This is a genomic window from Rhodocista pekingensis (assembly GCF_042665545.1).
GTDB classification, from domain to species: Bacteria; Pseudomonadota; Alphaproteobacteria; order Azospirillales; family Azospirillaceae; genus Rhodocista; species Rhodocista pekingensis.
The window spans coordinates 122749-144763 of sequence record NZ_JBHTCM010000010.1 but is presented as its reverse complement, the minus strand read 5'-3'; the positions used below and the strand labels follow the sequence as shown (position 1 = coordinate 144763).

Here is a 22015-nt window from a genome sequence, read left to right as displayed (position 1 = left end):
ATCGGCTAGATTGCCGGACGATCCACCCCTGGCCCATGCAGCAAGGTGTCGCCGCCATGCCCTCTCCGCTCGCCGTCCCGCCGCCCAGCGACCCCGCCGTCATCCGCGACGCCCTGCGCGCGCTCAAGCATCTGTGCGAGGACAAGGCCATCGCCCATCTGGCCGGTGCGCACGGCCTGACGCCGGACGAGCGCGCGCTCATCCATGAGCTGGCGGTGAAGGTGGTGGACGGCGCCCGTGGTCGCCGCCGGGAGCTGGGGCCGCTGGACGCGCTGTTGCAGGAATTCGGGCTGACCAACCACGAAGGCATCGCGCTGATGTGCATCGCCGAGTGCCTGCTCCGGGTCGCCGACCCGGAGACGGCCGACCGGCTGATCGCGGAGAAGCTGAGCCAGGGGCAGTGGGACAATCATCTGGGCCACAGCGACAGCGCCTTCGTGAACGCCACGGCCTGGGCGCTGGCGCTGTCCGGGCGGCTGGTCGAGCTTGACCCGGCGGAGATCGGCGGCAATGCGCCGGGCTTCCTGAAGCGGGTGGCGCAGCGGGCCGGCGAGCCGGTGATCCGCGCCGCCATGGCGAAGGCCATGCGCCTGATGGGCGAGCACTTCGTCATGGGCGGCAGCATCGACGCGGCCCTTGCCGCCGCCCGCTCGGCCAGGCCGGCCAGCACCGTCTTCAGCTTCGACATGCTGGGGGAGGGTGCTCGCAATCCCGAGCAGGCGGAGCGCTACTTCGAGGCCTACCGGCAGGCCATCGACACGGTCGGCGCCCAGGCCGGCGGCCGCGGGCCGCAGGAATCGTCCGGCGTCTCCATCAAGCTGTCCGCCCTGCATCCGCGCTATGAGTTCGCCCAGCAGGCGCGGGTGATGACGGAGCTGGTGCCGCGGGTGAAGACCCTGGCGCTCGCGGCGAAGCGCTGGAACATCAACTTCACCGTCGATGCCGAGGAGGCGGACCGGCTGGACCTGTCGCTGGACGTGGTCGAGGCACTGGCGACCGACCCCGATCTGGCCGGCTGGAACGGGCTGGGCGTCGCCGTGCAGGCCTACCAGAAGCGGGCGCCGCGGGTGATCGACTGGCTGGCCGCCACGGCGCGGCGCGCCGGCCGCCGTTTCATGGTCCGCCTCGTCAAGGGCGCCTACTGGGATTCGGAGATCAAGCACAGCCAGCAGGCCGGACATGAGGACTATCCGGTCTACACCCGCAAGGCGGCGACCGACCTGTCCTACCTGGTCTGCGCCCGGCGGATGCTGGCCGCGTCCGACGCCATCTTCCCCCAGTTCGCCACGCACAACGCCTTCACCATCGCCGCCATCCTGCACATCGCGGGGGACAACCGCGACCTGGAGTTCCAGCGCCTGTTCGGCATGGGCGAGCTGCTCTACACCGCCGCGCGGGAGACGCTGACGGCGATGCCGCGGGTGCGCGTCTACGCGCCCGTCGGCACGCATGAGGACCTGCTGCCCTATCTGATCCGGCGCCTGCTGGAGAACGGGGCCAGCAGCAGCTTCGTCAACACCTACATGGACCCCGACGTGCCGGTCGGCCGGGTCGTGGCCGATCCCGTCACGGCCATGACGGAGGAGGCGGCGACGCGGCACCCGCACATCCCGGTACCGGCCGACATCTATGGCGGCGAGCGGCGCAACTCCCGCGGCTACGACCTCTCGGCGCCGGAGAAGGTGGAGCCGCTGCTGCGCCGGATCGACAAGGCGATGGCCGGCGGCGGCTGGACGGCCGCCCCCATCGTCGGCGGGCGTCAGCTCTCCGGCCAGGGGCGGCCGGTGTCCAACCCCGCCGACCGCGGCCGGACGGTCGGGACGGCGGTCGAGGCCACGGCCGCGCAGGTCGAGGAGGCGGTGGGGCTGGCCGCCGCGGCGCAACCGGGCTGGGACCGCCTGGGCGGCAAGCGCCGGGCGGACATTCTGAACCGCATGGCCGACGCGCTGGAGGCCGATGACGCGCCGTTGCTGGGGCTGCTGGTCCACGAGGCCGGCAAGATCCTGCCCGACGCCACGTCGGAGCTGCGCGAGGCGGTGGATTTCTGCCGCTACTACGCGGCCCGCGCCCGCGACCAGTTCGGTGCCCCGGTCCGGCTGCCCGGCCCGACGGGGGAGAGCAACGACCTCTTCCTCGCCGGCCGCGGGGTCTTCGCCTGCATCAGCCCCTGGAACTTCCCGCTCGCCATCTTCGTCGGGCAGATGGCGGCGGCGCTGGCCGCGGGCAACACCGTCGTCGCCAAGCCGGCGGAACAGACGCCCCTGATCGCGGCCGAGGTGGTCCGGCGCTTCCACCGGGCCGGCGTGCCGGGGGAGGTGCTGCACCTGCTGCCGGGCACGGGCGAGACGGTGGGGGCGCGGCTGGTGGCCGACCCGCGCGTGGCCGGGGTCGCCTTCACCGGCTCGACCGAGACGGCCCGCGCCATCAACCGGACGCTCGCCGACCGCGACGGCCCGATCGTGCCGCTGATCGCGGAGACGGGCGGCCAGAACGCCATGATCGTGGACAGCACGGCGCTGCTGGAACAGGTGGTCGACGACTGCATCCAGTCCGCCTTCCTCTCCGCCGGGCAGCGCTGCTCCGCCCTGCGCGTCCTCTACGCGCAGGAGGAGATCGCCGACCGGCTGGCGGCGATGCTGTCCGGCGCCATGGACATGCTGACCCTGGGCGATCCGCGCCACCTTGCCACCGATGTCGGCCCGATCATCGACGATCCCGCCCGGCAGGTGCTGGAGGAGCATGTCCGGCGCATGGACCGGGAGGCGAGGCTGATCAAGGCCGTGCCGGTCCCGGAGTCGCTCTCCGCCGGGACCTTCTTCGGACCGCGCTTCTACGAGATCGACGGCATCGCGCGGCTGCCGCGGGAGGTGTTCGGGCCGGTGCTGCACATGGTCCGGTTCCGCTCGGGTGAGATCGACGGCGTCGTGCGCGGATTGCAGTCCACCGGCTACGGTCTGACCTTCGGCATCCACAGCCGGCTGGAGACCCGGGCCTTCGAGCTGTTCCGGACGATGGGAGTCGGCAACACCTACATCAACCGCAACATGGTCGGGGCCGTCGTCGGGGTACAACCTTTCGGAGGTCAGGGCCTGTCGGGCACCGGCCCCAAGGCCGGCGGACCCCACTACCTGTTGCGTTTTGCAACGGAGAAGACCCTGACCGTGAATACGACCGCCTTCGGCGGGAATACGGCGCTTCTCGCCCTGGGCGGCTGACCGGAGCGGTGGATCGAGCCATCCGCCCCTACCCCGATCGGGGAAGTGCGGATGGCTGTCCCACCCCTTTCGAAGTGACTTGGCAGGTACCCTCCCTTTCGTATAGGCATTGAAGCAATAGGTCCGATCGATGGAAGGTGGCGGCCGTAGCGCATGCCAGAAATTGCTGACGCGCCCTTGGTGCTGATCGTCGAGGATGAGCCCGCGACGCGGGCCCTCCTCGCCGCTTATTTCCACGAGGCGGGATTCCTCATCGCCGAGGCCGAGAACGGCCGACAGACCCGGGAGGCGCTGCTGCGGCAGCCACCCGATCTGGTGCTGCTCGACATCGAGCTGCCGGACGAGGACGGATTCTCCATCGCCCGCAGCATCCGCGAGATCTCCAATGTGGGGATCATCATCGTCACCAACCGGGCGAACGAGGACGACCGTGTCTTCGGTCTGGAGACGGGCGGCGACGACTATGTGACGAAGCCCCCCAACCCGCGGGAACTGCTGGCACGGGCGCGCAACCTGCTGCGCCGCACGCACCCCAGCAAGATGCGTCGGGCGGAGGGCACGGTGCGCCGCTTCGGCGGCTGGACCATGGATCTGGCGCGCCGCCGCCTGATCGACCCCGAGGGGCAGGAGATCCGCGTCACCCGCGGCGAGTTCGAACTGCTGGCGCTGCTGGTCCGCTCCGGCGGGCGGGTGGTGACCCGCGACCAGCTCATCGACGCGGTCAGCGGCACCGACCGCAACCCCAACGACCGCACCATCGACGTGCTGGTCAGCCGGCTGCGCCGGAAGATGTGCGACACTGGCGTCTCGCCGCGCCTGATCCTGACGGAGAAGGGGCTCGGCTACCGGCTCGGCGTGGACGTGACCGATCCGATCTGACCGGGTCTGCGGGCCACTGCCGGCGTCTTCTCAGTCCGCCAGCCGCCGGCGATAGGCGTTCAGCTCGTCCGCCCCGGCGCGGAACAGGGTGTCCAGCCGTTCGGCCCCGGCACGGGCCTCACTCTCCTCGCCCTTCTCGGCCTGTGCCTCGATCCGCCGGGCCAGATCCGCCAGCGGCCGCAGCCCCACGGTCAGGGCGCCGCTGCCCAGCTTGTGCGCCGCTTTCGCCAGGGCCGGCATGTCGCCGTCGCTGCCGGCGCTGACGGCCGCGCCGAGCGTCTCGGGGGCCGCATCCAGGAAGCGGTCGATCACCAGGGCGATGCGCGACTCGCCCAGCACCGCCCGGTGTCCGTCCAGGACGCTGTGGTCGAGATGCTCGGCGGCATGCTCTGCCGCCGATGCCGGTGCGGGAACGGCCTCCGGCCCGGCCGGGGCGTCGGAAGGGGCCGGCAGCGCGCAGACCGCAGCCCCCGCGATCTCCGCCAGCAGCAGGCGCAGCGGTTCGCGCTCGACCGGCTTGGGCAGGACCCGGTCCATGCCCGAGGCGCGGTAGCGCGCCAGATGGGCCGGCGCCATGCTGGACGTCATGGCCACGATGGGGACGCGGCTGGCCGCATCGTCGGGCAGCGCGCGGATCGCCCGCGCTGCCGCCGGTCCGCCCAGGCCCGGCAACCGGATGTCCATCAGCACCACGTCGAAGCCACCGGCCGCGGCGCTGGTGACCGCCTCGTTGCCGGTGACCGCCTCGGTCACCCGGTGGCCGTCCTGTTCCAGCAGGGTCCGCGCCAGGATGCGGCTGACATCGTCATCCTCCACCAGCAGGACGGAAAGGGTCCGGCCCGGCCGGGGCGGGCTCCTTCCGGCGGCGGGCGTCTGCCGGGCGGCTTCCTGGGTCAGGGCTTCCGTCTCCAGCCGACGCAGCTTCGTCACGTCCGCCAGCACCACCACGAGCAGAGGCGCCCCTTCGATGGAGACGGGGCGGCTGGAGGCCATCAGGATGCGGGCGGCGCCGCCGCCGGTCTGGAAATGCGCCTCACGGCACTGGCCGGCAGGGCAGGTGAGCAGGGCCTTGAACCAGGACTGCACCTTCTCCGGCGACAGGTCCGCCAGAAGATCCTCCGCCATGCGGCTGTGGACGGTGGGGGCGCCGTCGGTGTCCAGCAGCAGCAAAGGGATCGGCACGCTCTGGAGAAAGGCGGCCCGCTCGGCACGGGCGATGGCGCGGGCACGCTCCCAGCCCTCGCGTTCGGCCGCCAGCATCAGTTCGGCGCCGCGCCGCCGCTCCTCCTCTTCCCGCAGGGCGCCGAGAACGCGGGCCTGCATCTGCTGGCGCTGGATGGAGAGGATGCCGATGAAGTTGGCGGCCGCCGCGGCCAGCAGCACCGCCGGTTCCGGCGGAGAGCCGGTCGGCGACAGGACCCAGGCGAGGCCGAGATGCCCCAGCGTCAGGACCGTCCCCAACCCGATGGCGACCGCCAGCGGGTTCGGCAGCAGCATGTAGACCGCCAGCAGGAAGACCAGTGCCGCCACGTCGGCCGGCAGGCCCGGCGGCCATACGGTCACGGTGGCGAACTGGAGCAGGATCAGCATCGCCTGCCAGAGCGCCAGCGCCATTCCCAGCCGCTTCGGCGCGGGGGGTAGGAAGGTCAGCCGCAGCACGGCCAGCGACACCGCCACCAGGGCGAGGCGGCCCGCGATCAGCGCGGTCACGTCTCCCCCGGACCCCGCCAGGGTCAGGTCGGCGACGATGGTGAGCAGGCAGACAAGCCCGATGACCGCCAGGGCGGTCTGAGTCTGTCTGGTCAGCAGACGCCACGCGGGCAGCGCATCCGGGGCGGTCGGTGCAGCGGGGGGTGGCGCAGCGGGTGATGACATGGCACGAGCGGCATTTTGCTGCCACTTTATAGTATCAGTGATTATGGTTGGTCCATCCGCCGTGCCGGTTCAAGCGTATAGGTACAGGCGCACGGAACCCGGCGCACAGGAACCCGTGCCCGCCGCCCTGACCGGGCGGCCATCCATCCCCTTTCCAGACGTACCCGGGCCGCGCCTGTCCGGGGGAGCATCGACGTCCATGAGCAGCGTTTCCGGCCCTTCCGGCCCCGCCCGTCCGTTCCGCAGCCCTGCCTGGGTCCGCCGCAGCCGCGGCCGCGGCCCCGCCCTCGGCCTTCTGCTCGCGCTGGCGGCGCTCACCGCGGGCCCCCCGGCCCCCCGGGCGGAGGATGCGCCGAACGGTGCCACCATCCAGTGGGCGCAGCAGATCCTGGACCAGAAGGGCTTCTACCAGGGTCGCGCCCACGGCCGTCTGGACGCGGCCACCACGGCGGCCGTGAAGGCCTATCAGAAATCCGTGGGGTTGAAGGTCACCGGGACGCTCGACAAGGCCACGGTGGACCGCCTGCTGGAGGACCGCTCCACGGTCGAGAAGCCGACCGTCGGCAATCTGGCCGATCCCAACAGCCGGGCGCGCTCCTCCAGCCCCATGGTCAAGGAGCGCGATGTCCGCCCCACCGCGGCGCCTTCGGCGCCCGGCGTCTCCGCCGTGGAGGGTGGGGAGACCGGCAGCATCATCGAACCCGGCGCCGTGTCGCCGGTCACGCCCCGCGGGCCGGCGCCTGCCGCCACCGCTCCGGCGGCCTCCCGGGACACGACGGCGTCCCCGGCCTATCCGACCACATCCTCGGCCCCGGCCCCGGCCTCGGCCCCGCGCGCCGGCGTGGAGACGGTCGGCGCGGAGGAGGGGGAAGGGACCGGCTTCGACCTGCGTTCCGTCATCGACCCCGGCTACATCAGCTACGGTCTGATGGGGCTGGTCGGGCTGATCGTCGCCTATCTCGGCTTCTCCTGGTGGTCCAGCGGCCGCACCCGTGCCGCTGCCCGGCGCCGGCCCCCTGCGGGTCGCGCACCGTCGGGAGCCGGTCCCGTCCGGCGCGAGCCGACCCTGGGCGCCCCCCCGCCGGCGCCCGACGGCCGCCGCGAACCGCGCTTCGATCCGCCGCCGCGCCAGCCCGGCGCGGGCGGTGCGCGCGGCTCCGCCGGCCTGCGCTCCCGCACGCCCTGATCTCCGCCGCCCCGGCCGGTACCGCCCCAGGGACACGAACGGTCCCGGAGGCGGCCATGGGCTGGGCCATTCGTGCGAATCGGCGGGCGGAAACGAAATCGACCCCGTCATCGCTCCGGAAATAGGATGGATGCGGCGGGCTGCCGCACGGCGGCGCCCTTGACCCTTGTTCCCCGCGGCCTTCGGCGGACCCGGCGCCGCCGCGGGACCTCTGATCTGGCAGGAGACCCCCCGGATGGTTTTCGACGCCCCGGATTTCGACAATCACGAGACGATTCTGTTCGGCAGCGACCCGGAGACGGGCCTTCGCGCCATCATCGCGGTGCATGACACCGCCCTCGGCCCGGCCTGCGGCGGCTGCCGCATGTGGCCCTATGCCAGCGAGGCCGAGGCGGTGCGCGACGTGCTGCGCCTGTCGCGCGGCATGAGCTACAAGAACGCCATGGCCGGACTGCCGCTGGGCGGCGGCAAGGCGGTCGTCATCGGCGACAGCCGCAAGGACAAGACCGAGGCGATGATGCGGGCCTTCGGCCGCGTCGTGGAGCAGCTCGGCGGCCGCTACATCACGGCCGAGGATGTCGGCACCACCGTCGCCGACATGCAGGCCATGGGCCAGTCCACCCGCCATGTCGCCGGTCTGTCGAAGGGCAGTGCCGCCAGCGGCGACCCGTCCCCCTTCACCGCCTATGGCGTCTTCCTGGGCCTGAAGGCGGCGGTGCGGCACCGGCTCGGCACCGACAGCCTGACGGGGCTGCGCGTGGCGGTGCAGGGGCTGGGCAATGTCGGCGGCAACCTTGCCCGCCAGCTTGCCGAGGCGGGCGCCACGCTGGTGGTCAGCGACATCCACGCCGACGCCGTCGCGCGCGCGGTGGAAGCCTACGGCGCCACGGCCCTGCCGCCGGAGCGCATCCACGCCGCCGAGGTGGACGTCTTCGCCCCCTGCGCCCTGGGGGCCGTGCTGCACGAGCGCAGCGTGGCCGAGCTGAAGGCCAGCGTCGTGGCCGGTGCGGCCAACAACCAGCTCGCCACCGACCCGGTGGGCGAGTTGCTGCGCCAGCGCGGCATCCTCTACGCACCGGACTATGTCATCAACGCCGGCGGCATCATCAATGTCGCCGCCGAGGTGATGCACGCCTACGACCGCGACGCCGTGCTGCGTCAGGTCGAGCGCATCCCCACCACGCTGGCGGAGATCTTCCGCCGCGCCGACGCGGACGGCCGCCCGACCAGCGAGGTCGCCGACCGCATGGCGCGGGAGCGGCTGGCCGCGGCCCGGGGCAGCAAGACCGCCGCCCCGTTCGCCCGCGTGGCCGAGTAGCCGGAACCGGCGGCGGCTAGACCACCGTTTCGATCAGGAACGGGCCCGGCTCGGCCAGGGCCCGTTCCAGGATGCGGGTGAACTCCCCGGCCTCGTCGGCGCGGGCGGCCAGGATGCCGAAGCCCCGCGCCAGACTGACGAAGTCCAGATCCGGGGTGTCCAGCCGCATCAGGTCCTGCGCCGCCGGTGCCGGACTGCCCAGCCCCATGTTGGCGTATTCCAGTTGCAGGATGCGGTAGGCGCGGTTGGCGAAGACCACGACCACCACGTCGGCCCCGGTGCGGGCAAGGCTCCAGAGCGCCTGGTTGGTGTAGAGGGCGGAGCCGTCCCCGACCAGCGCCAGCACCTTGCGGCCCGGTGCCGCCACCGCCGCCCCCAGGGCCGCCGGCAGGCCGAAGCCCAGCGAGCCGCCCGTCAGCGACAGCCAGTCGTGCGCCGGCGCCTGCACCGTGAAGCGGTAGCACGGCGCGCCGGAGGTGATCGCCTCGTCCACCACGATGGCGTTCTCCGGCAGCAGGGACCCGATCGCCTGTCCGACCGCATCCACCGTCAGCCGCCCCTCCGGCCGCAGCGGCCGCTGTTCCGGCAGCAGCACCGGATCGGCGCTCCCCGCCCCCAGCAGCCCGGCCAGCGCCTCCAGGGCGGCGTGGCCGTCCTCGCCGGGGCCGCACAGCCGGTCCACGCCGCAGCCCTCGGGCACCAGCCGGTCCGGCCTGCCGGGATAGCCGAAGAAGGCCACCGGCTCCCGCGCGCCGGCCAGGACCAGGGAACGGACCCCGTCCAGGGTCTGCAACACCTCGGCCGGGAAGTAGGGCAGCCGCTCAAGATAGGGCAGGCCGGCACCGCGGCGCTGCGCCGTGGGGAAGGTCTCGCTCAGCACGCGGCAGCCGGTCGCCGCCGCGATGCGCCCGGCCAGCAGGCTGCCGCGCCCGTCCAGCAGGGTTCCCCCCAGCAGCAGGGCCGCGGCATGGCCGCCGGTGCGCAGCATGTCGGCCATCAGCTCGATGCGCGCGTCGGGCACCGGATCGACCCGCGGCGCCAGGGGGCCGCCGCCCGTGTCCGGCAGTCCCGCCTCACCCCAGGCGACGTCGGCGGGAACGATCAGCACGGCATGCCGGGCCGGGGTTCCCAGTGCTGCGGCCACGGCGGCCCGCGCCGCTTCCGCCGCCTCCTCCGGCCGCTCCAGCCGCCGGATCCAGCCGGCATAGGGCCGCGCGATGGCCTCGATGTCCGATGCCAGCGGCGGGTCAAACGGCAACAGGCTGGAGCGGTGCTCGCCGACGATGCTGACGACGGGGCTGCCGGCGCGGCTGGCGTTGTGCAGGTTGGCCGTCGCGTTGGCGAGGCCGGGGCCGAGATGCAGCAGCAGGCCGGCGGGCCTGCCGGTCAGGCGGGCATGGCCGTCCGCCGCGCCCGACAGCACCCCCTCGAACAGGCCAGGCACGAGGCGCATCCCCGGCACCGCGGCCAAGGCCCCGACCAGATGCATTTCCGAGGTGCCGGGGTTGGCGAACACGGTGTCCAGACCTGCCGACCGCAGTCCCTGGGCCAGGGCTTCGGCTCCGTTCATGCACATCTCCTCCGTATTTCGTTGCCGGACCTGCCGCTGTCGCGGCCACAGCCGGTTGCTCCACCGGCGGCATCCTAGGGTGCAACGCCGCCGGCGGCCAGTTCGGCCGCCGGGGCGGCCCATCGAGATCAATCGCCGGCCCGCCGGTTTGCATCCGGCACCTCGGCCGCCGGGCAGGACAGTGGACAACGACCGCGCCATGGATGTGGAGACGGCGAAGGCCGCCGCCCTCCGCTACGTGAACGACGACGAACCCGGTCTCCGCCGCCGTCGCTGCGGCCGCGGCTTCCGCTATGTCGGCCCCGACGGCCGGCCGGTGCGCGATGCGGCGACCCTGGCCCGCATCCGGTCGCTGGCCATCCCGCCGGCCTATACCGACGTCTGGATCTGCGCCGACCCGGACGGCCATGTCCAGGCCACCGGCCGCGATGGCCGCGGGCGCAAGCAGTACCGCTACCACCCCCGCTGGGTGGAGGCGCGCGACAGCGACAAGTACGGCCGCGTGCTCGCCTTCTCGCGGGCGCTGCCGCGCATCCGGACGCGCGTCGAGGCCGACCTGGGTCGGCGCGGCCTGCCGCGGGAACGGGTGCTGGCCTGTGTGGTCCGGCTGCTCGACGCCACCCTGATCCGGGTCGGGAACGACAGCTACGCCCGCGAGAACCGCTCCTACGGCCTGACCACGCTGCGCGACCGCCATGTCGAGGTGGCGGGCAGCGAGATACGCTTCGGCTTCCGCGGCAAGAGCGGCAAGGTCTGGCAGCTCACCCTGCGCGACCGCCGGCTGGCGCGGCTGGTCAAGGCTTGCCAGGATGTGCCCGGCCAGCGCCTGTTCCAGTATCTCGACGATGACGGGCAGCGCCACACCGTCACCTCGGGCGACGTCAACGCCTATATCCACGAGATCGCGGGAGAGGATTTCAGCGCCAAGGACTTCCGCACCTGGGCCGGGACGGTGCTGGCCGCCTTCGCGCTGGACGAGGTCGAGCAGGCGATGAGCGAGGCCGCGCGCAAACGCACCTTGTCGCGGGCGATCCGCACCGTCGCGGCGCGGCTGGGCAACACCCCGGCCGTCTGCCGCCGCTGCTACGTCCACCCCGAGGTCGTCAGCGCCTGGCTGGAGGGCAGTCTGCTGGAGCAGATGCGGGCGGAAGCCGAGCGCACCCTGCGCGAGGACCTGCCCGGCCTCTCCCCGGAGGAGGCGGCCGTGCTGGCCTTCCTGGAGACGCGCCTGAGCCGCGAAGTGGCGGCCGTGAAGAAGGGGCCGGTGAAGAAGGGAGCCGGCCGCCGCCCTCGGGAAGAGGTCCGGCCGGCGCGGGCGGCGGAGTAGGTCCGGTATGCCTGGGTCGCGCCGCAAGACCCGGCGGCCCATGTGGAAATCACCCCCGGAACAGGTATGATGCCGCCCCCTCCGCCGGCCTCGGAATCCTTCTCGGAGCCCTCCATGCGCGAGATGCGCGCCATCAGCTTCACGGACCGCGAGTTGACCAGCGCCCTCGTCCAGTTCGCCGGACGCCTGCGCCGCCAGCTTCCCTCCGGCACCCTGGAGGACACCCGCATCGATCTGGGCCCGCCGGTCCGCATCACGCTGCCGGTCCGCGACGATTACGGCGAGGTACGCTCGATCTCCTTCGAGGAGACGGAGGTCGCGGCAGCCCTGGTGCAGTTCTGCATGGACCGCAAGGTCAGGCTGCCGGCGCGGGGAGAGAAGGTGCTGAAGATCATCGCCGGGCAGCCGACCCTGGTGATCTGGTTGCCTGACGTCGTGCCACCGCCGCGGAAGACCTTGCAGCGTCCCGTGCGCCGCCCCTGAGGGCGCCCCGCCCTCCGGGGTAGCCGTGCCGCGCCGGCGGCGACAAAGCGTAGCCCGTCGGACGAGCATTGTTGACACGTCTGCCGCGATTGTGCAGGTGGAGCCGATCTATCCGGCCGGGTGGGTCGGACCGGAATGCGATGAGGCGAGGGACGAGTCATGAGCGAAGCGACGGGCGCGCCGGCAGGGATGCCGCTGTTCTACAAGGCGCCGGTACCCGTGGCGATCGAGCGCCACAAGGACTGGAAGGTGAAGCAGCGCCGCAGCTTCGCCTATGCGTCGGGGACGAATGCGATCCCGGTGGTGCTGGAGGAATTTCCGGTGCTCCAGGGGCACTATCCGCTGGTCTTCACCAACGGGGACCAGCCGTCCGTCGTCGCGCTGATGGGCCTGCGCCCGCAGGAGAACCTGTTCCTGGAGGAGGACGGCACCTGGAAGCGCGGCAAGCCGATCCCGGCCTATGTCCGGCGCTACCCGTTCATCCTGATGGAGACGCCGGACCGCGAGCGCCTGATCCTCTGCATGGAAGAGGACACGGCGGTGGTCGGTCCCGACGGGGAGTTCGCCCTGTTCGACGGCGATCAGCCCGGGGCGGCGGGCCAGGACGCGCTGAACTTCTGCGGCACCTTCAACCAGTCGGCCTTCCAGACCCAGGCCTTCTGCCAGGAGCTGAAGTCCCGCGGGCTGCTGACGGAGCAGCGGGCCGACATGGTGACGCCGGAGAACAAGCGCATCTCCCTGTCCGGTTTCTGCGTCGTGGATGAGAAGAAGTTCAACGAGCTGCCCGATGAGGTGTTCATCGAGTGGCGCAAGCGGAACTGGATCGGGCTGGTCTACGCCCATCTGATGTCGCTGGGTCACTGGAATGAGCTGGTCGAGGCCACGGCCCGCCGCACCGCGGCGGCCTGATCCCTCCCGGACCGGTCTCCTGGACAGGGCGCCCACGCGGGCGCCCTGTTCTGTCTTAGCCGTCCCTTAATCTATCCGTGCGATACCCCGGCTGAACTGGGTAGATCGTGCGTTCGTCATCCCGAGGCCCTATACTGGCGCGGCCGGGAGACGGACCGCCCGGTCCTGCCCATCGGAGCGACGGAACCCGCTATGAGCCTGGACATCCGCACTTTCACCATCCGCGAAGAGTCCGCCCAGGACGACGAGGCGCGAGTCGCCTCCTTCCTTCGCAGCGTCGAGGCTGTGCGGATCGACACCGCCTATGCCGACGGGGCCTGGCGCCTGCTGGTCCAGTACCGCGACCTCCGCCGCAAGGAGGAGCAGGAGCAGATCGAAAGCGCCATCATGGAGGCGCTGAAGTCCTGGCGGGCGGATGTGTCCCGGGCCACCGGCCTGTCCCGCGAGGAGGTTCTGCCCAACGCGCTGCTGACGGAAATCTGCCGCTACGCGCCGACGACGGAGATCGAACTGTCGGTCATCGCCGGCTCGCTGGGCGTGGACACGCGCGAACGCGGTGCGGCCATCGTCCAGGTGGTCCGTCAGACCATGGAGGAGCTGACGGCCGACGAGTGAGTCTCCCCGGCCGTCCCACCCTTCCATTCCGTCAGCCCGGCGCCCGCTCCACCCGGAGCAGGGCGCCGTCGACACCGATCACCCGCACCGCCGTATCCTGCGGCAGGTCTTCCTCCCCCGCCACGGTCCACAGGCTGTCGCCGACATAGGCGCGGCCGCGGCCGTTCACGATGGCCGTTTCCAGCCGCAGCGTGCGGCCGAGATACTGCTCCGCCCGCCGGTTCAGCGTCGGTTGGTCGGTCTCCTCCAGCCGGCGTGTCGGCACGAAGCGCGAGGCTGCCACGGCGGCGATGGCGATCACGGCGAAGCCGCCGAACTGCACCTGCCAGGACAGGTCCGGCAGGGCCAGCAGCGCCAGCCCGACGACGCCGGCAGCAAGCCCCAGCCAGATCAGGGCGGCGCCGGGCACGAACATCTCCAGCAGGCCCAGCAGGACGGCCGCCACCCACCAGTGCCAGAAGACGATGCGGACTCCCTCCATGGCCGTGCTCCGTCAGCTCTCGCCGGCCGGAGCGCCGGAGGTCGCCCAGGGGCTGCGCGGTGCGGCGGCCGGTCGGTTCCCGCCGGGGCCGTCCCCGGTCCCGCCGCCGCTGCGCGGCGGGAAGGCGTCGCGGGCGATCTCGGCGATGCCGCCGATGGACCCGATGACGCTCGCCGCCTCCACCGGCATGAACAGGATCTTCTGGTTCGGGCTGGTGGCGAACTCCTTCAGCGTATCGACGTAGCGCTGCGCCACGAAGTAGTTGATGGCATGGACATTACCGCTGGCGATGGCCTCGGAGACCATGCGGGTGGCAGCGGCTTCGGCCTCGGCCGCGCGTTCGCGCGCCTCGGCGTCGCGGAAGGCGGCCTCGCGCCGGCCCTCCGCCTCCAGGATGGCGGCCTGCTTCTCGCCTTCGGCGCGCAGGATGGCGGCCTGACGGGCGCCCTCCGCCTCCAGGATGACGGCGCGGCGGTCGCGCTCGGCCTTCATCTGGCGGGCCATGCTGTCCACCAGATCGCGCGGCGGCTGGATGTCCCGGATCTCGATGCGGGTGACCTTGACGCCCCAGGGCTGCGTCGCCTCGTCCACCACATGCAGGAGCTGGGCGTTGATGCGGTCGCGCTGTGACAGCAGTTCGTCCAGGTCCATGGACCCCATGACCGTGCGGATGTTGGTCATGGTCAGGTTCAGGATGGCGAGTTGCAGGTTGTTGACCTCGTAGGCGGCGCGGGCGGCGTCCAGTACCTGGAAGAAGACGACGCCGTCCACCGTCACCATGGCGTTGTCCTTGGTGATGACCTCCTGGCTGGGGACGTCCAGCACCGTCTCCATCATGTTCTGCTTGGAGCCGATCCGGTCCACGACCGGCACGATGAAGCTCAGCCCCGGTGACAGGGTGCGGGTGTAGCGGCCGAACCGCTCGACCGTGTATTCGCGGCCCTGCGGCACGGTCTTCACGCTCAAGAGGACGAGGACGACCGCGAACACCACGATCGCCACCACGAACAGGCTGACGCCTTCCATCTCCACCATGGCCTTTCTGATTCCAGCGGTTGCGCAATCCCTCCTTAGATGCGTCTCATTGGGGAATTCCGCAATGCCGCATGCAGGGATCAGCCGCCGATCAGCGCGCCCAGGGTGCGCAGCGGCGGGGTGGCATCGCACAGGATCTTGAAGACGGCCAGGATCGGCACCGCCAGCAGCGCCCCGGGCATGCCCCACAGCCAGCCCCAGAACAGCACGGTGGCAAAGACGAAGATCGGATTCAGCGTCAGCCGCCGGCCGACGATGGTGGGCGTGACGAAGTTGCCCTCCAGGGCGGTCAGCATGATGAAGCAGGCGGGCGGCAGCAGCACGGCCCACCAGGTGTCGAAACTCAGCAGCGCCACGACCGCCAGAATGATGGTCGTGCAGGCCGACCCGATGTAGGGGATGAAGTTCAGCAGGCCGGCGATGCCGCCGAACAGGATCGGATTCGGCATTCCCAGCGCCCACAGCAGGGTCGCGGTGACGAAGGCCAGCGCCGAGTTGATCAGCGTGATCGTCATCAGATAGGCCGAGATGTTGATCTGCACCGTATTGACGATATCGACCAGGTGCAGCCGGTCGGCGACGCGCGGCAGGGAGCGCAGCACGCTTTCCAGCGTGTGCCGGCCGAACGCCAGGAAGAAGAAGGTCAGCGCCAGGGTCACGGCGGCCTGCGCCATCACGATCTGGGTCTGCGACAGGATCTCGGCGGCGAGCGAGGGGCCGCGCACCACCACTTCGGGCGGGGCGTCGCCGGCGCCCGTCATCTGTTGCAGCCGTTCCGTGGCCAGGCGGGCCTGTTCGATCTGGGCCTGGATGTCCCCGAATTTCTCCCGGACCTCGGAGACGATGACGGGAAGCCGGCGGACCCAGGCCGTCGCCGGCTCCGACAGCATGTAGGCCAGCCCGCCCACGGTCGCCAGCAGCGCCAGCGTCACCAGGGCGGCGCCCAGCGGCTCGGGCAGATGCAGGCGGCGCAGGGTCTTGACCGGCCCGCGCAGCAGCAGGCTCAGCAGGAAGGCCAGGAACACCGGCAGCAACACCTCGCGGGTGAAGTGGAGCGTGTACATCACCGCCAGCGCCAGCAGCACCAGGATCGCCACCGTCTGTACCCGGGCAGGGTCAAGGGGGGCCGGGTCGAGGGGGGCCGGGTCGAGGGGGTCGGACAGGCCCGTCCGCTCGGCCTTCGCCTCCGCGAAGGTGTGCTCCACCGCGGTCTGTTCAGGCATGCCGCCCAACGCTCCTGTACTCCGGGGAAGGTCCGCCGGCGATGGGCCGGGATGCAGGCTAGAACACCGCTGGCGGCGGTTGGTTCAGCGCCGTCGCGCGGGGTGCCGTCGGCCGGCGATTGCGCAGGACCGTCCGCCACCGTTAGGCTTGCTCCGGCTGATCCGCTCCGAACCGATGGAACCCGACCATGCGCCTGCCGATCCGTTTCCTGCGCCTCATTGCCCCCTCCGCGGCCCTGGGCGCCCTTCTCCTTGCAGCCGGCCCCGCCGCTGCCGAGAAGGTCGGGGAATTCTCCAACGACTGGACGGGCAACGGCATCGTCGTCGAGGCCGTGGCCGATCCCGGCATCCAGGGAGTGACCTGCCACATCGCCCATTTCGACCGCTCGGTGATCGACCGTCTGGCCCAGGGCAACTGGTTCGAGGACCCGTCCAACGCCTCCATCTCGTGCCGGCAGACGGGCCCCATCGTGATCGGTAAGATCGACACCTCGAAGAGCGGCGAGGAGGTCTTCTCCGAGCGCAAGAGCCTGGTCTTCAAGTCCATCGCCGTGCGCCGCATCTATGATCGGGCGAACGACACACTGATCTATGTCGTCTACAGCCGGGAGGTGAAGGAGGCCTCGGCCAAGATGGCGATCTCCACGGTGCCGCTGTTCGCCGCCAATGCCACCTGGTCCCGAGGCAAGCCGAAGGACTGAGGGAGGCTCCGGTCAGTCTTCGTCGAACTGGTCCGGTCGCTTTCGTTCGACGTAAATCCGTTCATTGACATTCGGCGCATTTACTTCAAAATCGTCAGCAATTTTGCTGCGTCCCGGGGGGCGCCGCCATTCGGCGGGCCGGGGTGCGCCGGGGGCAAAAAGCCATGCGGCAGGCGGTGGATGTGGGGGGGACGGGGCTCATCGCACCGATCATCAGCTTCGAGGTCCAGATCTTCAGGACCGACCACTGGGTATTGGAGCGGATATGCCGTTCCGAGCAGGAAGCGCGTGAATTCGCCGTCCACATCCTGCCCAGGCACGATGGCGTCCGCATCGTGCGGGAGTTCAACCGTCCCGGCGGGCAGGGGACGGTGGAGACGGTGATCTTCACCGAGATGCGTCTGCGCAGCCGCAGGCCCATCGCCATCTCCCCGATCGAGGAGGCGCCGGTCTGCACGGCGGCACAGCAGTATCTCGGTCCCGACAGCCGCCAGACGATCTCCCGCCTGTTGCGCCAGTATCTGGAGGAGAAGGGCCTCACCGCGTCGGAGCTTCTGCACAACGCGGGAGAGATGAAGCGGGTGATGAACTTCGAGGCGCTGCTGCCCAACGCCGTCAGCCGGGTCGCGTCGATCCAGTCCAAGGCCACGGGGGAGGATGTCCGCAACCGCCGTGACGACATCTATGCCCGGATCGAGGAACTGCGGACCCGGGCCGAGCGCGCCGTAGCCGGCCGCACGCTGCCCTACCCGAAGGAAGCCGGCCTGCCCGCCACCATGGCGCAGGTGGAGCGGTACGCCAACGGCGACCCGGAAGAGACGGACTACCTTGCCAAGGTCGTGCTCTGCCGCGATCTGGTGAACATCCGCAACCTGCTGGGCAAGGTCGAGTGGATCCTCTCCCTGGGCGGGGAGGACGGGACCGCCGGAAACCACGCGGCCCAGTACATCCGGGTCCTCGACTCCCTGGTGGCGGACGCCGTCATCAACCCGGCGGTGGTTCAGGACCTGCTGGGCCGCCAGCCCGATCTGTCCACCGCGCTCAACCGGCTGGTGGACATCGTCGAGGGGAGCTACGAGCCGCTGGAGCGGGAGAAGGCGCCGGCGGTCACGGTCGTACTCAGCCGCTGGGTCGCCTCCGGTCAGGCGCCGGAGACCCGCGGAATCCTGCTGGAATCGCTGGTCCGGAGCCTGCGCTCCACGCAGCCCCTGGCCGGCGACCCGCACCGCCAGCGCGAGGCCTTCCAGGCTCTGGTCGCCCGGCTGGTGAAGCCGACCGGCGTATTCGGCGGCCCGCGCGTGGCGGAGGCGCTCACCCTGGGCCATTTCCGCTTCATCGAGCAGGGCGGCGGGGAGGGGCGGCGCATCTCCATGGACGGGGTGCTGTCGCTGCTGCCCACGGGGGCCGACCGTCTGGCCTACCTGATCGCCCTGGCGGACAGCCCCGCTGGTCAGGCGGAACAGGCGGCGGTGCTTGACCGGCTTCAGGGCACCCTGGGCCATCCTGGCGGAATCCAGGGCCTGATGCCGCCGGCGACGCCGCTGAAACCGAAGATGCAGGCACTGGCCGCCGTCTACAGCGGCCTGATCGGCTGCCGGCTGAAGGAGACGGACAAGGAGCCGCTGGCCGACCGGCTGGACCGGATGGTGGCGGACTACATCGTCCAGGCCCGCATCGTCGAGAAGCTGGACGATCCCTCCGCCCATCTGCGGGTGCGCGCAACCCGTCTGGTGCAGTTCGCCGCCACCGACGTGCTGTCCAGCCCCAGGGCCCGCCGGATCGTCCGCGACCAGATCATCGGCCACCTGCGCCAGCCGAACTTCGACGGCAAGTTCATCGAGGGTCTGACCTCGCCCGAGGAGAAGGCCCAGGCCCTGCGCACCTTCTACGACCTGCTGAACCGGGCCCGGTTCACCTGACGGCGGCGCGCTGCCGGCGGGCCTGCCACAGCCGCCAGGCCAGCGGCGCGAAGATGACGATCAGCACGATCCGGGCGATGTGGTGCGTCGCCACGAAGGCCGCGTCCACATGCAGCGACAGGGCCACCAGACTCATCTCCGCCAGCCCGCCGGGGGCGTAGGCCAGGATCAGCGCCGCCAGATCCAGGCCCGTCAGCAGGTGGACGGACAGCGCCATCAGCACCGTCACCGCCAGCAGCGCCACCGTCAGCCCCAGGGCCGCGGCGGCCACCGTGGCGATCGTGCGCAGCGGCACGCCCGCGAAGCGGCAGCCGATGCCGGCACCGATCACCACCTGCGCCGCCGCGACCAGCAGGCCGGGGGGCTTGCCTGCGGTCAGCCCGCTCAGGTGGACGGCGGCGCTCAGCAGCATCGGCCCCACCAGCATGCCGGCGGGGATGCGCAGCCGCTGGGCGACCGGCGCCCCCAGGGCGCAGGCCGCCAGCAGCGCCACGTCGCGCAGCGGCAGGTCGATCAGCCCCGGTCCCAGGCCGCCCAGCGACCAGTCCCGCGCCGCCGGGGCGAAGCCGGGCAGGAGCTGGAAGGCGAAGGGCACCGTCAGCACGGTCAGCATGATCCGCATGCTGTGGGCCAGTGCGATGGTGCGGTCGTCACCGCCCATCGCCGACCCCATCAGCACCATCTCCTGGAAGCCGCCGGGCATCGCCGTGAAGTAGGCGGTGACCCCGTCGTAACGGGCGACCCGGCGCAGATAGAGCAGACCCGCCAGCGCCGCGGCGACGGTGTAGAGCACCAGCCCGCCCAGGCTGACCGCCCACTCGGACAGGTGCTCCAGCATGGCCGGGCGGAAGGCGCTGCCCAGCATGATGCCCAGAACGACCACCATCGCGGTGCGCAGCCGCCGCGGCACCGACACCCGCACGCCCGCCATCGCCGCCGCCGTGACGGACACCAGGGCGCCGATCATGAAGGCCAGCGGTACATGCAGCAGGAAGAACAGGCTGCCCCCCACGGCTCCCAGCCCCAGCGCGGCGGCGAAGCCGCGCCAGTCGGTGCCCGCCGGCGCCGCGGCGACCTCCGGCGCCTGCTGCCGCTCCGTCTCCTCCGCCGCCGTCACGGGCGCAGCCGCCCCAGCCGGACGGCCGTCTGTCCCCGGGAGAGGCGGCGGGACGGCATGATCAGGATGCAGTCGTCATAGGGGGTGCGGACCGGGCGGCCGCCGTCGCTGGCGATGACCGTGCCGGCCGCGGGGATGATCTCCATGCCCAGATAGGGTTCGCTGAAGGTGAAGGCATCGGACCCGACGGTGACAGCCTCCGTCACCTCGACGAGGCAGGGCTCGGGCCGGGGACCGCCGGGCAGCCAGGGGGCGGCGTCCGCCCTGTCGATGCAGCCGGTGGCCAGCAGGAAGCGCAGGGTCGTCTCCACCGCCACCGGGCCGGTGTCCCTGCGCCAGTGCTGACCGCATTCCGCCAGCAGGGCGACGGCATGCCCGTCGGGGTCGGCGAAGCGGCCATGGTCGATCAGGCGGCGGCCGGCGGCGTGGCCCGCATCCGCCACGATCCAGGCGGGGAAGCCGACTGCCCGCGCCAGCCGCTCGGCCCGGGCGGTGCGGCCGCACAGCATCAGCGGCGCCGTCGGGTTCTGCATGGAATGCAGGTCCAGCAGGAAGTCGGCGCTCTCGAACAGCGGCCGGAGCTGGCGGGCCCGCCGCAGCTCGACGCTGTCCCGCGGTCCGTCCAGCACGACGGGCGACCAGACGCGGTTCATGTCCTCGTCCACGTAGCGCGAGGCGACGGGCGCGCGGGGATCGAACGTGGCATAGGCCGCGACATTGCAGAAGGACAGGGTCAGCCGGCCGCGGCGGGGGCGGATGCCGTGCCGGAACAGGAAATCCAGCGCCACCGCCCCGCACAGCTCGTTGCCGTGCATCAGGGCGTTGACCAGCACATGCGGTCCCGGTTCGTCCGCCGTGATGCTGCTAACATGCTCGATGTCCGTGTTGCCGTGCCGGTAGGGCGCGATGTCCGGCGCCACCAGTTCGATCGGGTCGATCACCGTGACCACGCTCTCCTCCCTGTCGTCCCGCCGTTGGCCGCGGGTGCCCGATCGTGACAACCCTGTTCGAAGGGCGATGTCCGCCATGGTTCTTGTCGACGGCCGGATTGGGCCCCTGTATACGGAATTATGATGGTTGAATAAACGGTCGGTGACGGCTGTGTGTCCGCCGGCGGGCTGCGGGGCCGTGCAAGAGGCCGGGGCCGCGGGGCCTGCGTGTGCGGAGCCGGAAGCCGGTCCTGGCGCCGGCCGGGAGCAGGCGGCCGGGGCGGCGTATCCGGGCCCGGGGGGGGCAGGGGAGCAGGGGCGGGGGCAAGGGGGAGCGCAAGCATGAGTCTGGTGATCCACGACGTCCTGGTCCGCCAGGACCCGGTCGGCAAACGGGTGCCCGTCGTGTTCGACAGTCCCCACAGCGGGACCAGCTACCCCGTGGATTTCCAGTTCATCTGTCCCCTCGGCCTGCTGCGTCAGGCGGAAGATACCTATGTGGACGAGCTGTTCGCCGTGGTGCCGGAGATGGGGGCGACTCTGCTCTGCGCCCTGTTCCCGCGCAGCTACATCGACGTCAACCGTGCCTTCGACGACATCGACCCCGGCATCCTGTCCGGCTCCTGGCCCGGCCCCCTGAACCCGTCGGAGAAGAGCGCTCTGGGCATGGGGCTGGTGCGCACGCTCTGCCGGCCCGGCATGCCGCTCTATGACGGGCGGCTGTCGCCGGCCCAGGTGCTGGAGCGGATCGAACGCTACTGGCGCCCCTACCACGAACAGCTCGCCCAGGCGATGGACCTGCTGCACCGCCGCTTCGGTGCGGTCTGGCACGTCAACTGCCATTCCATGCCCTCCCTCGGCGGCGGGGCCGACGGCTATGACGAGCCGGTGGATTTCGTGCTGGGCGACCGCGACGGCACCACCTGCGACCCCGCCTTCACCCGCATGGTGGCCGACGCCCTGCGCGGCATGGGCTACCGGGTGCGGCTGAACGATCCCTACAAGGGCGTCGAACTGGTCCGCCGCTATTCCAGCCCGCAGCGCGGGCTGCACAGCCTTCAACTTGAGATCGACCGCCAGCTTTACATGAACGAGGAGACGTTGGAGCGGCATGCCGGGTTCGAGCGGCTGAAGCGCGACCTGGAGCGTCTGGTCGGCGTCATCTGCGACTATGCCGGCGAACGGACGCGGTCGCTGGCGGCGGAGTAGGGGCGCCCGCGCCGACCGGTCCGG

General features: G+C 71.3%; 18 protein-coding genes. 11 read left to right on the top strand and 7 right to left on the bottom strand.

What is annotated here, in order from left to right:
* Positions 1-56 precede the first annotated feature (56 nt).
* On the top strand, positions 57-3215 hold the full coding sequence (putA, locus tag ACFQPS_RS08890) for a bifunctional proline dehydrogenase/L-glutamate gamma-semialdehyde dehydrogenase PutA (RefSeq protein ID WP_377358254.1): 3159 nt from the start codon (positions 57-59) through the stop codon (positions 3213-3215).
* 153 nt (positions 3216-3368) lie between these two features.
* A complete protein-coding gene (locus tag ACFQPS_RS08885; protein ID WP_377358252.1) occupies positions 3369-4094 on the top strand; it encodes a response regulator in 726 nt (241 codons plus the stop codon).
* 30 nt (positions 4095-4124) lie between these two features.
* Here the strand turns inward: ACFQPS_RS08885 and ACFQPS_RS08880 are convergent, their stop codons facing one another.
* Positions 4125-5969: a response regulator gene (locus ACFQPS_RS08880; RefSeq protein ID WP_377358250.1), complete on the bottom strand. Its 1845-nt coding sequence runs from the start codon at positions 5967-5969 to the stop codon at positions 4125-4127.
* A 199-nt stretch (positions 5970-6168) separates the two neighbouring features.
* On the opposite strand from ACFQPS_RS08880, the gene ACFQPS_RS08875 reads away from it, so the two are divergent.
* Positions 6169-7155, top strand: coding sequence for a peptidoglycan-binding domain-containing protein (locus ACFQPS_RS08875; protein WP_377358248.1), 987 nt, complete (start codon positions 6169-6171; stop codon positions 7153-7155).
* Positions 7156-7390: 235 nt separating this feature from the next.
* Positions 7391-8473: a Glu/Leu/Phe/Val family dehydrogenase gene (locus tag ACFQPS_RS08870; protein ID WP_377358246.1), complete on the top strand. Its 1083-nt coding sequence runs from the start codon at positions 7391-7393 to the stop codon at positions 8471-8473.
* Between the two features lie 16 nt (positions 8474-8489).
* Here the strand turns inward: ACFQPS_RS08870 and ACFQPS_RS08865 are convergent, their stop codons facing one another.
* Positions 8490-10043 carry an acetolactate synthase large subunit gene (locus ACFQPS_RS08865; protein WP_377358245.1) on the bottom strand — a complete coding sequence of 518 codons (1554 nt, stop codon included), beginning with the start codon at positions 10041-10043 and terminating at the stop codon, positions 8490-8492.
* Positions 10044-10224: 181 nt separating this feature from the next.
* On the opposite strand from ACFQPS_RS08865, the gene ACFQPS_RS08860 reads away from it, so the two are divergent.
* The 4 genes from ACFQPS_RS08860 to ACFQPS_RS08845 all read left to right on the top strand — a co-directional run bounded on the left by ACFQPS_RS08860 (position 10225) and on the right by ACFQPS_RS08845 (position 13377).
* The gene (locus tag ACFQPS_RS08860; protein ID WP_377358243.1) at positions 10225-11370 is read left to right on the top strand and encodes a DNA topoisomerase IB; all 1146 of its coding nucleotides are present in this window, start codon (positions 10225-10227) and stop codon (positions 11368-11370) included.
* Positions 11371-11484: 114 nt separating this feature from the next.
* On the top strand, positions 11485-11853 hold the full coding sequence (locus tag ACFQPS_RS08855; RefSeq protein WP_377358241.1) for a hypothetical protein: 369 nt from the start codon (positions 11485-11487) through the stop codon (positions 11851-11853).
* Between the two features lie 159 nt (positions 11854-12012).
* Entirely contained in the window at positions 12013-12762 is a 750-nt protein-coding gene (locus tag ACFQPS_RS08850; protein ID WP_377358239.1) for a SapC family protein, read from the top strand.
* 192 nt (positions 12763-12954) lie between these two features.
* Positions 12955-13377 carry an HRDC domain-containing protein gene (locus tag ACFQPS_RS08845; protein ID WP_377358237.1) on the top strand — a complete coding sequence of 141 codons (423 nt, stop codon included), beginning with the start codon at positions 12955-12957 and terminating at the stop codon, positions 13375-13377.
* A 31-nt stretch (positions 13378-13408) separates the two neighbouring features.
* Here the strand turns inward: ACFQPS_RS08845 and ACFQPS_RS08840 are convergent, their stop codons facing one another.
* The 3 genes from ACFQPS_RS08840 to ACFQPS_RS08830 all read right to left on the bottom strand — a co-directional run bounded on the left by ACFQPS_RS08840 (position 13409) and on the right by ACFQPS_RS08830 (position 16116).
* Positions 13409-13858, bottom strand: a complete 450-nt coding sequence (locus ACFQPS_RS08840; protein WP_377358235.1) for an NfeD family protein — start codon at positions 13856-13858, stop codon at positions 13409-13411.
* A gap of 12 nt (positions 13859-13870) precedes the next feature.
* Positions 13871-14893, bottom strand: coding sequence for an SPFH domain-containing protein (locus ACFQPS_RS08835; RefSeq protein ID WP_377358233.1), 1023 nt, complete (start codon positions 14891-14893; stop codon positions 13871-13873).
* A gap of 80 nt (positions 14894-14973) precedes the next feature.
* Positions 14974-16116: an AI-2E family transporter gene (locus ACFQPS_RS08830; protein WP_377358231.1), complete on the bottom strand. Its 1143-nt coding sequence runs from the start codon at positions 16114-16116 to the stop codon at positions 14974-14976.
* Positions 16117-16304: 188 nt separating this feature from the next.
* Between ACFQPS_RS08830 and ACFQPS_RS08825 the strand changes: the two genes are divergently transcribed.
* On the top strand, positions 16305-16817 hold the full coding sequence (locus ACFQPS_RS08825) for a CreA family protein (protein ID WP_377358229.1): 513 nt from the start codon (positions 16305-16307) through the stop codon (positions 16815-16817).
* A gap of 164 nt (positions 16818-16981) precedes the next feature.
* On the top strand, positions 16982-18736 hold the full coding sequence (locus ACFQPS_RS08820; RefSeq protein WP_377358227.1) for a hypothetical protein: 1755 nt from the start codon (positions 16982-16984) through the stop codon (positions 18734-18736).
* Here the strand turns inward: ACFQPS_RS08820 and ACFQPS_RS08815 are convergent.
* Both ACFQPS_RS08815 and ACFQPS_RS08810 read right to left on the bottom strand, forming a co-directional pair.
* Complete coding sequence (locus ACFQPS_RS08815) at positions 18729-19853, bottom strand: AbrB family transcriptional regulator (RefSeq protein ID WP_377358225.1); 1125 nt, start codon at positions 19851-19853, stop codon at positions 18729-18731. The genes ACFQPS_RS08820 and ACFQPS_RS08815 overlap by 8 nt on opposite strands.
* Entirely contained in the window at positions 19850-20881 is a 1032-nt protein-coding gene (locus ACFQPS_RS08810) for a M14 family metallopeptidase (protein ID WP_377358223.1), read from the bottom strand. Before ACFQPS_RS08810 ends, ACFQPS_RS08815 begins: the two co-directional genes overlap by 4 nt.
* A 243-nt stretch (positions 20882-21124) precedes the next feature.
* Here ACFQPS_RS08810 and ACFQPS_RS08805 point away from each other — a divergent pair, with 243 nt between their 5' ends.
* On the top strand, positions 21125-21991 hold the full coding sequence (locus ACFQPS_RS08805; RefSeq protein WP_377358221.1) for an N-formylglutamate amidohydrolase: 867 nt from the start codon (positions 21125-21127) through the stop codon (positions 21989-21991).
* Positions 21992-22015: the final 24 nt, after the last annotated feature.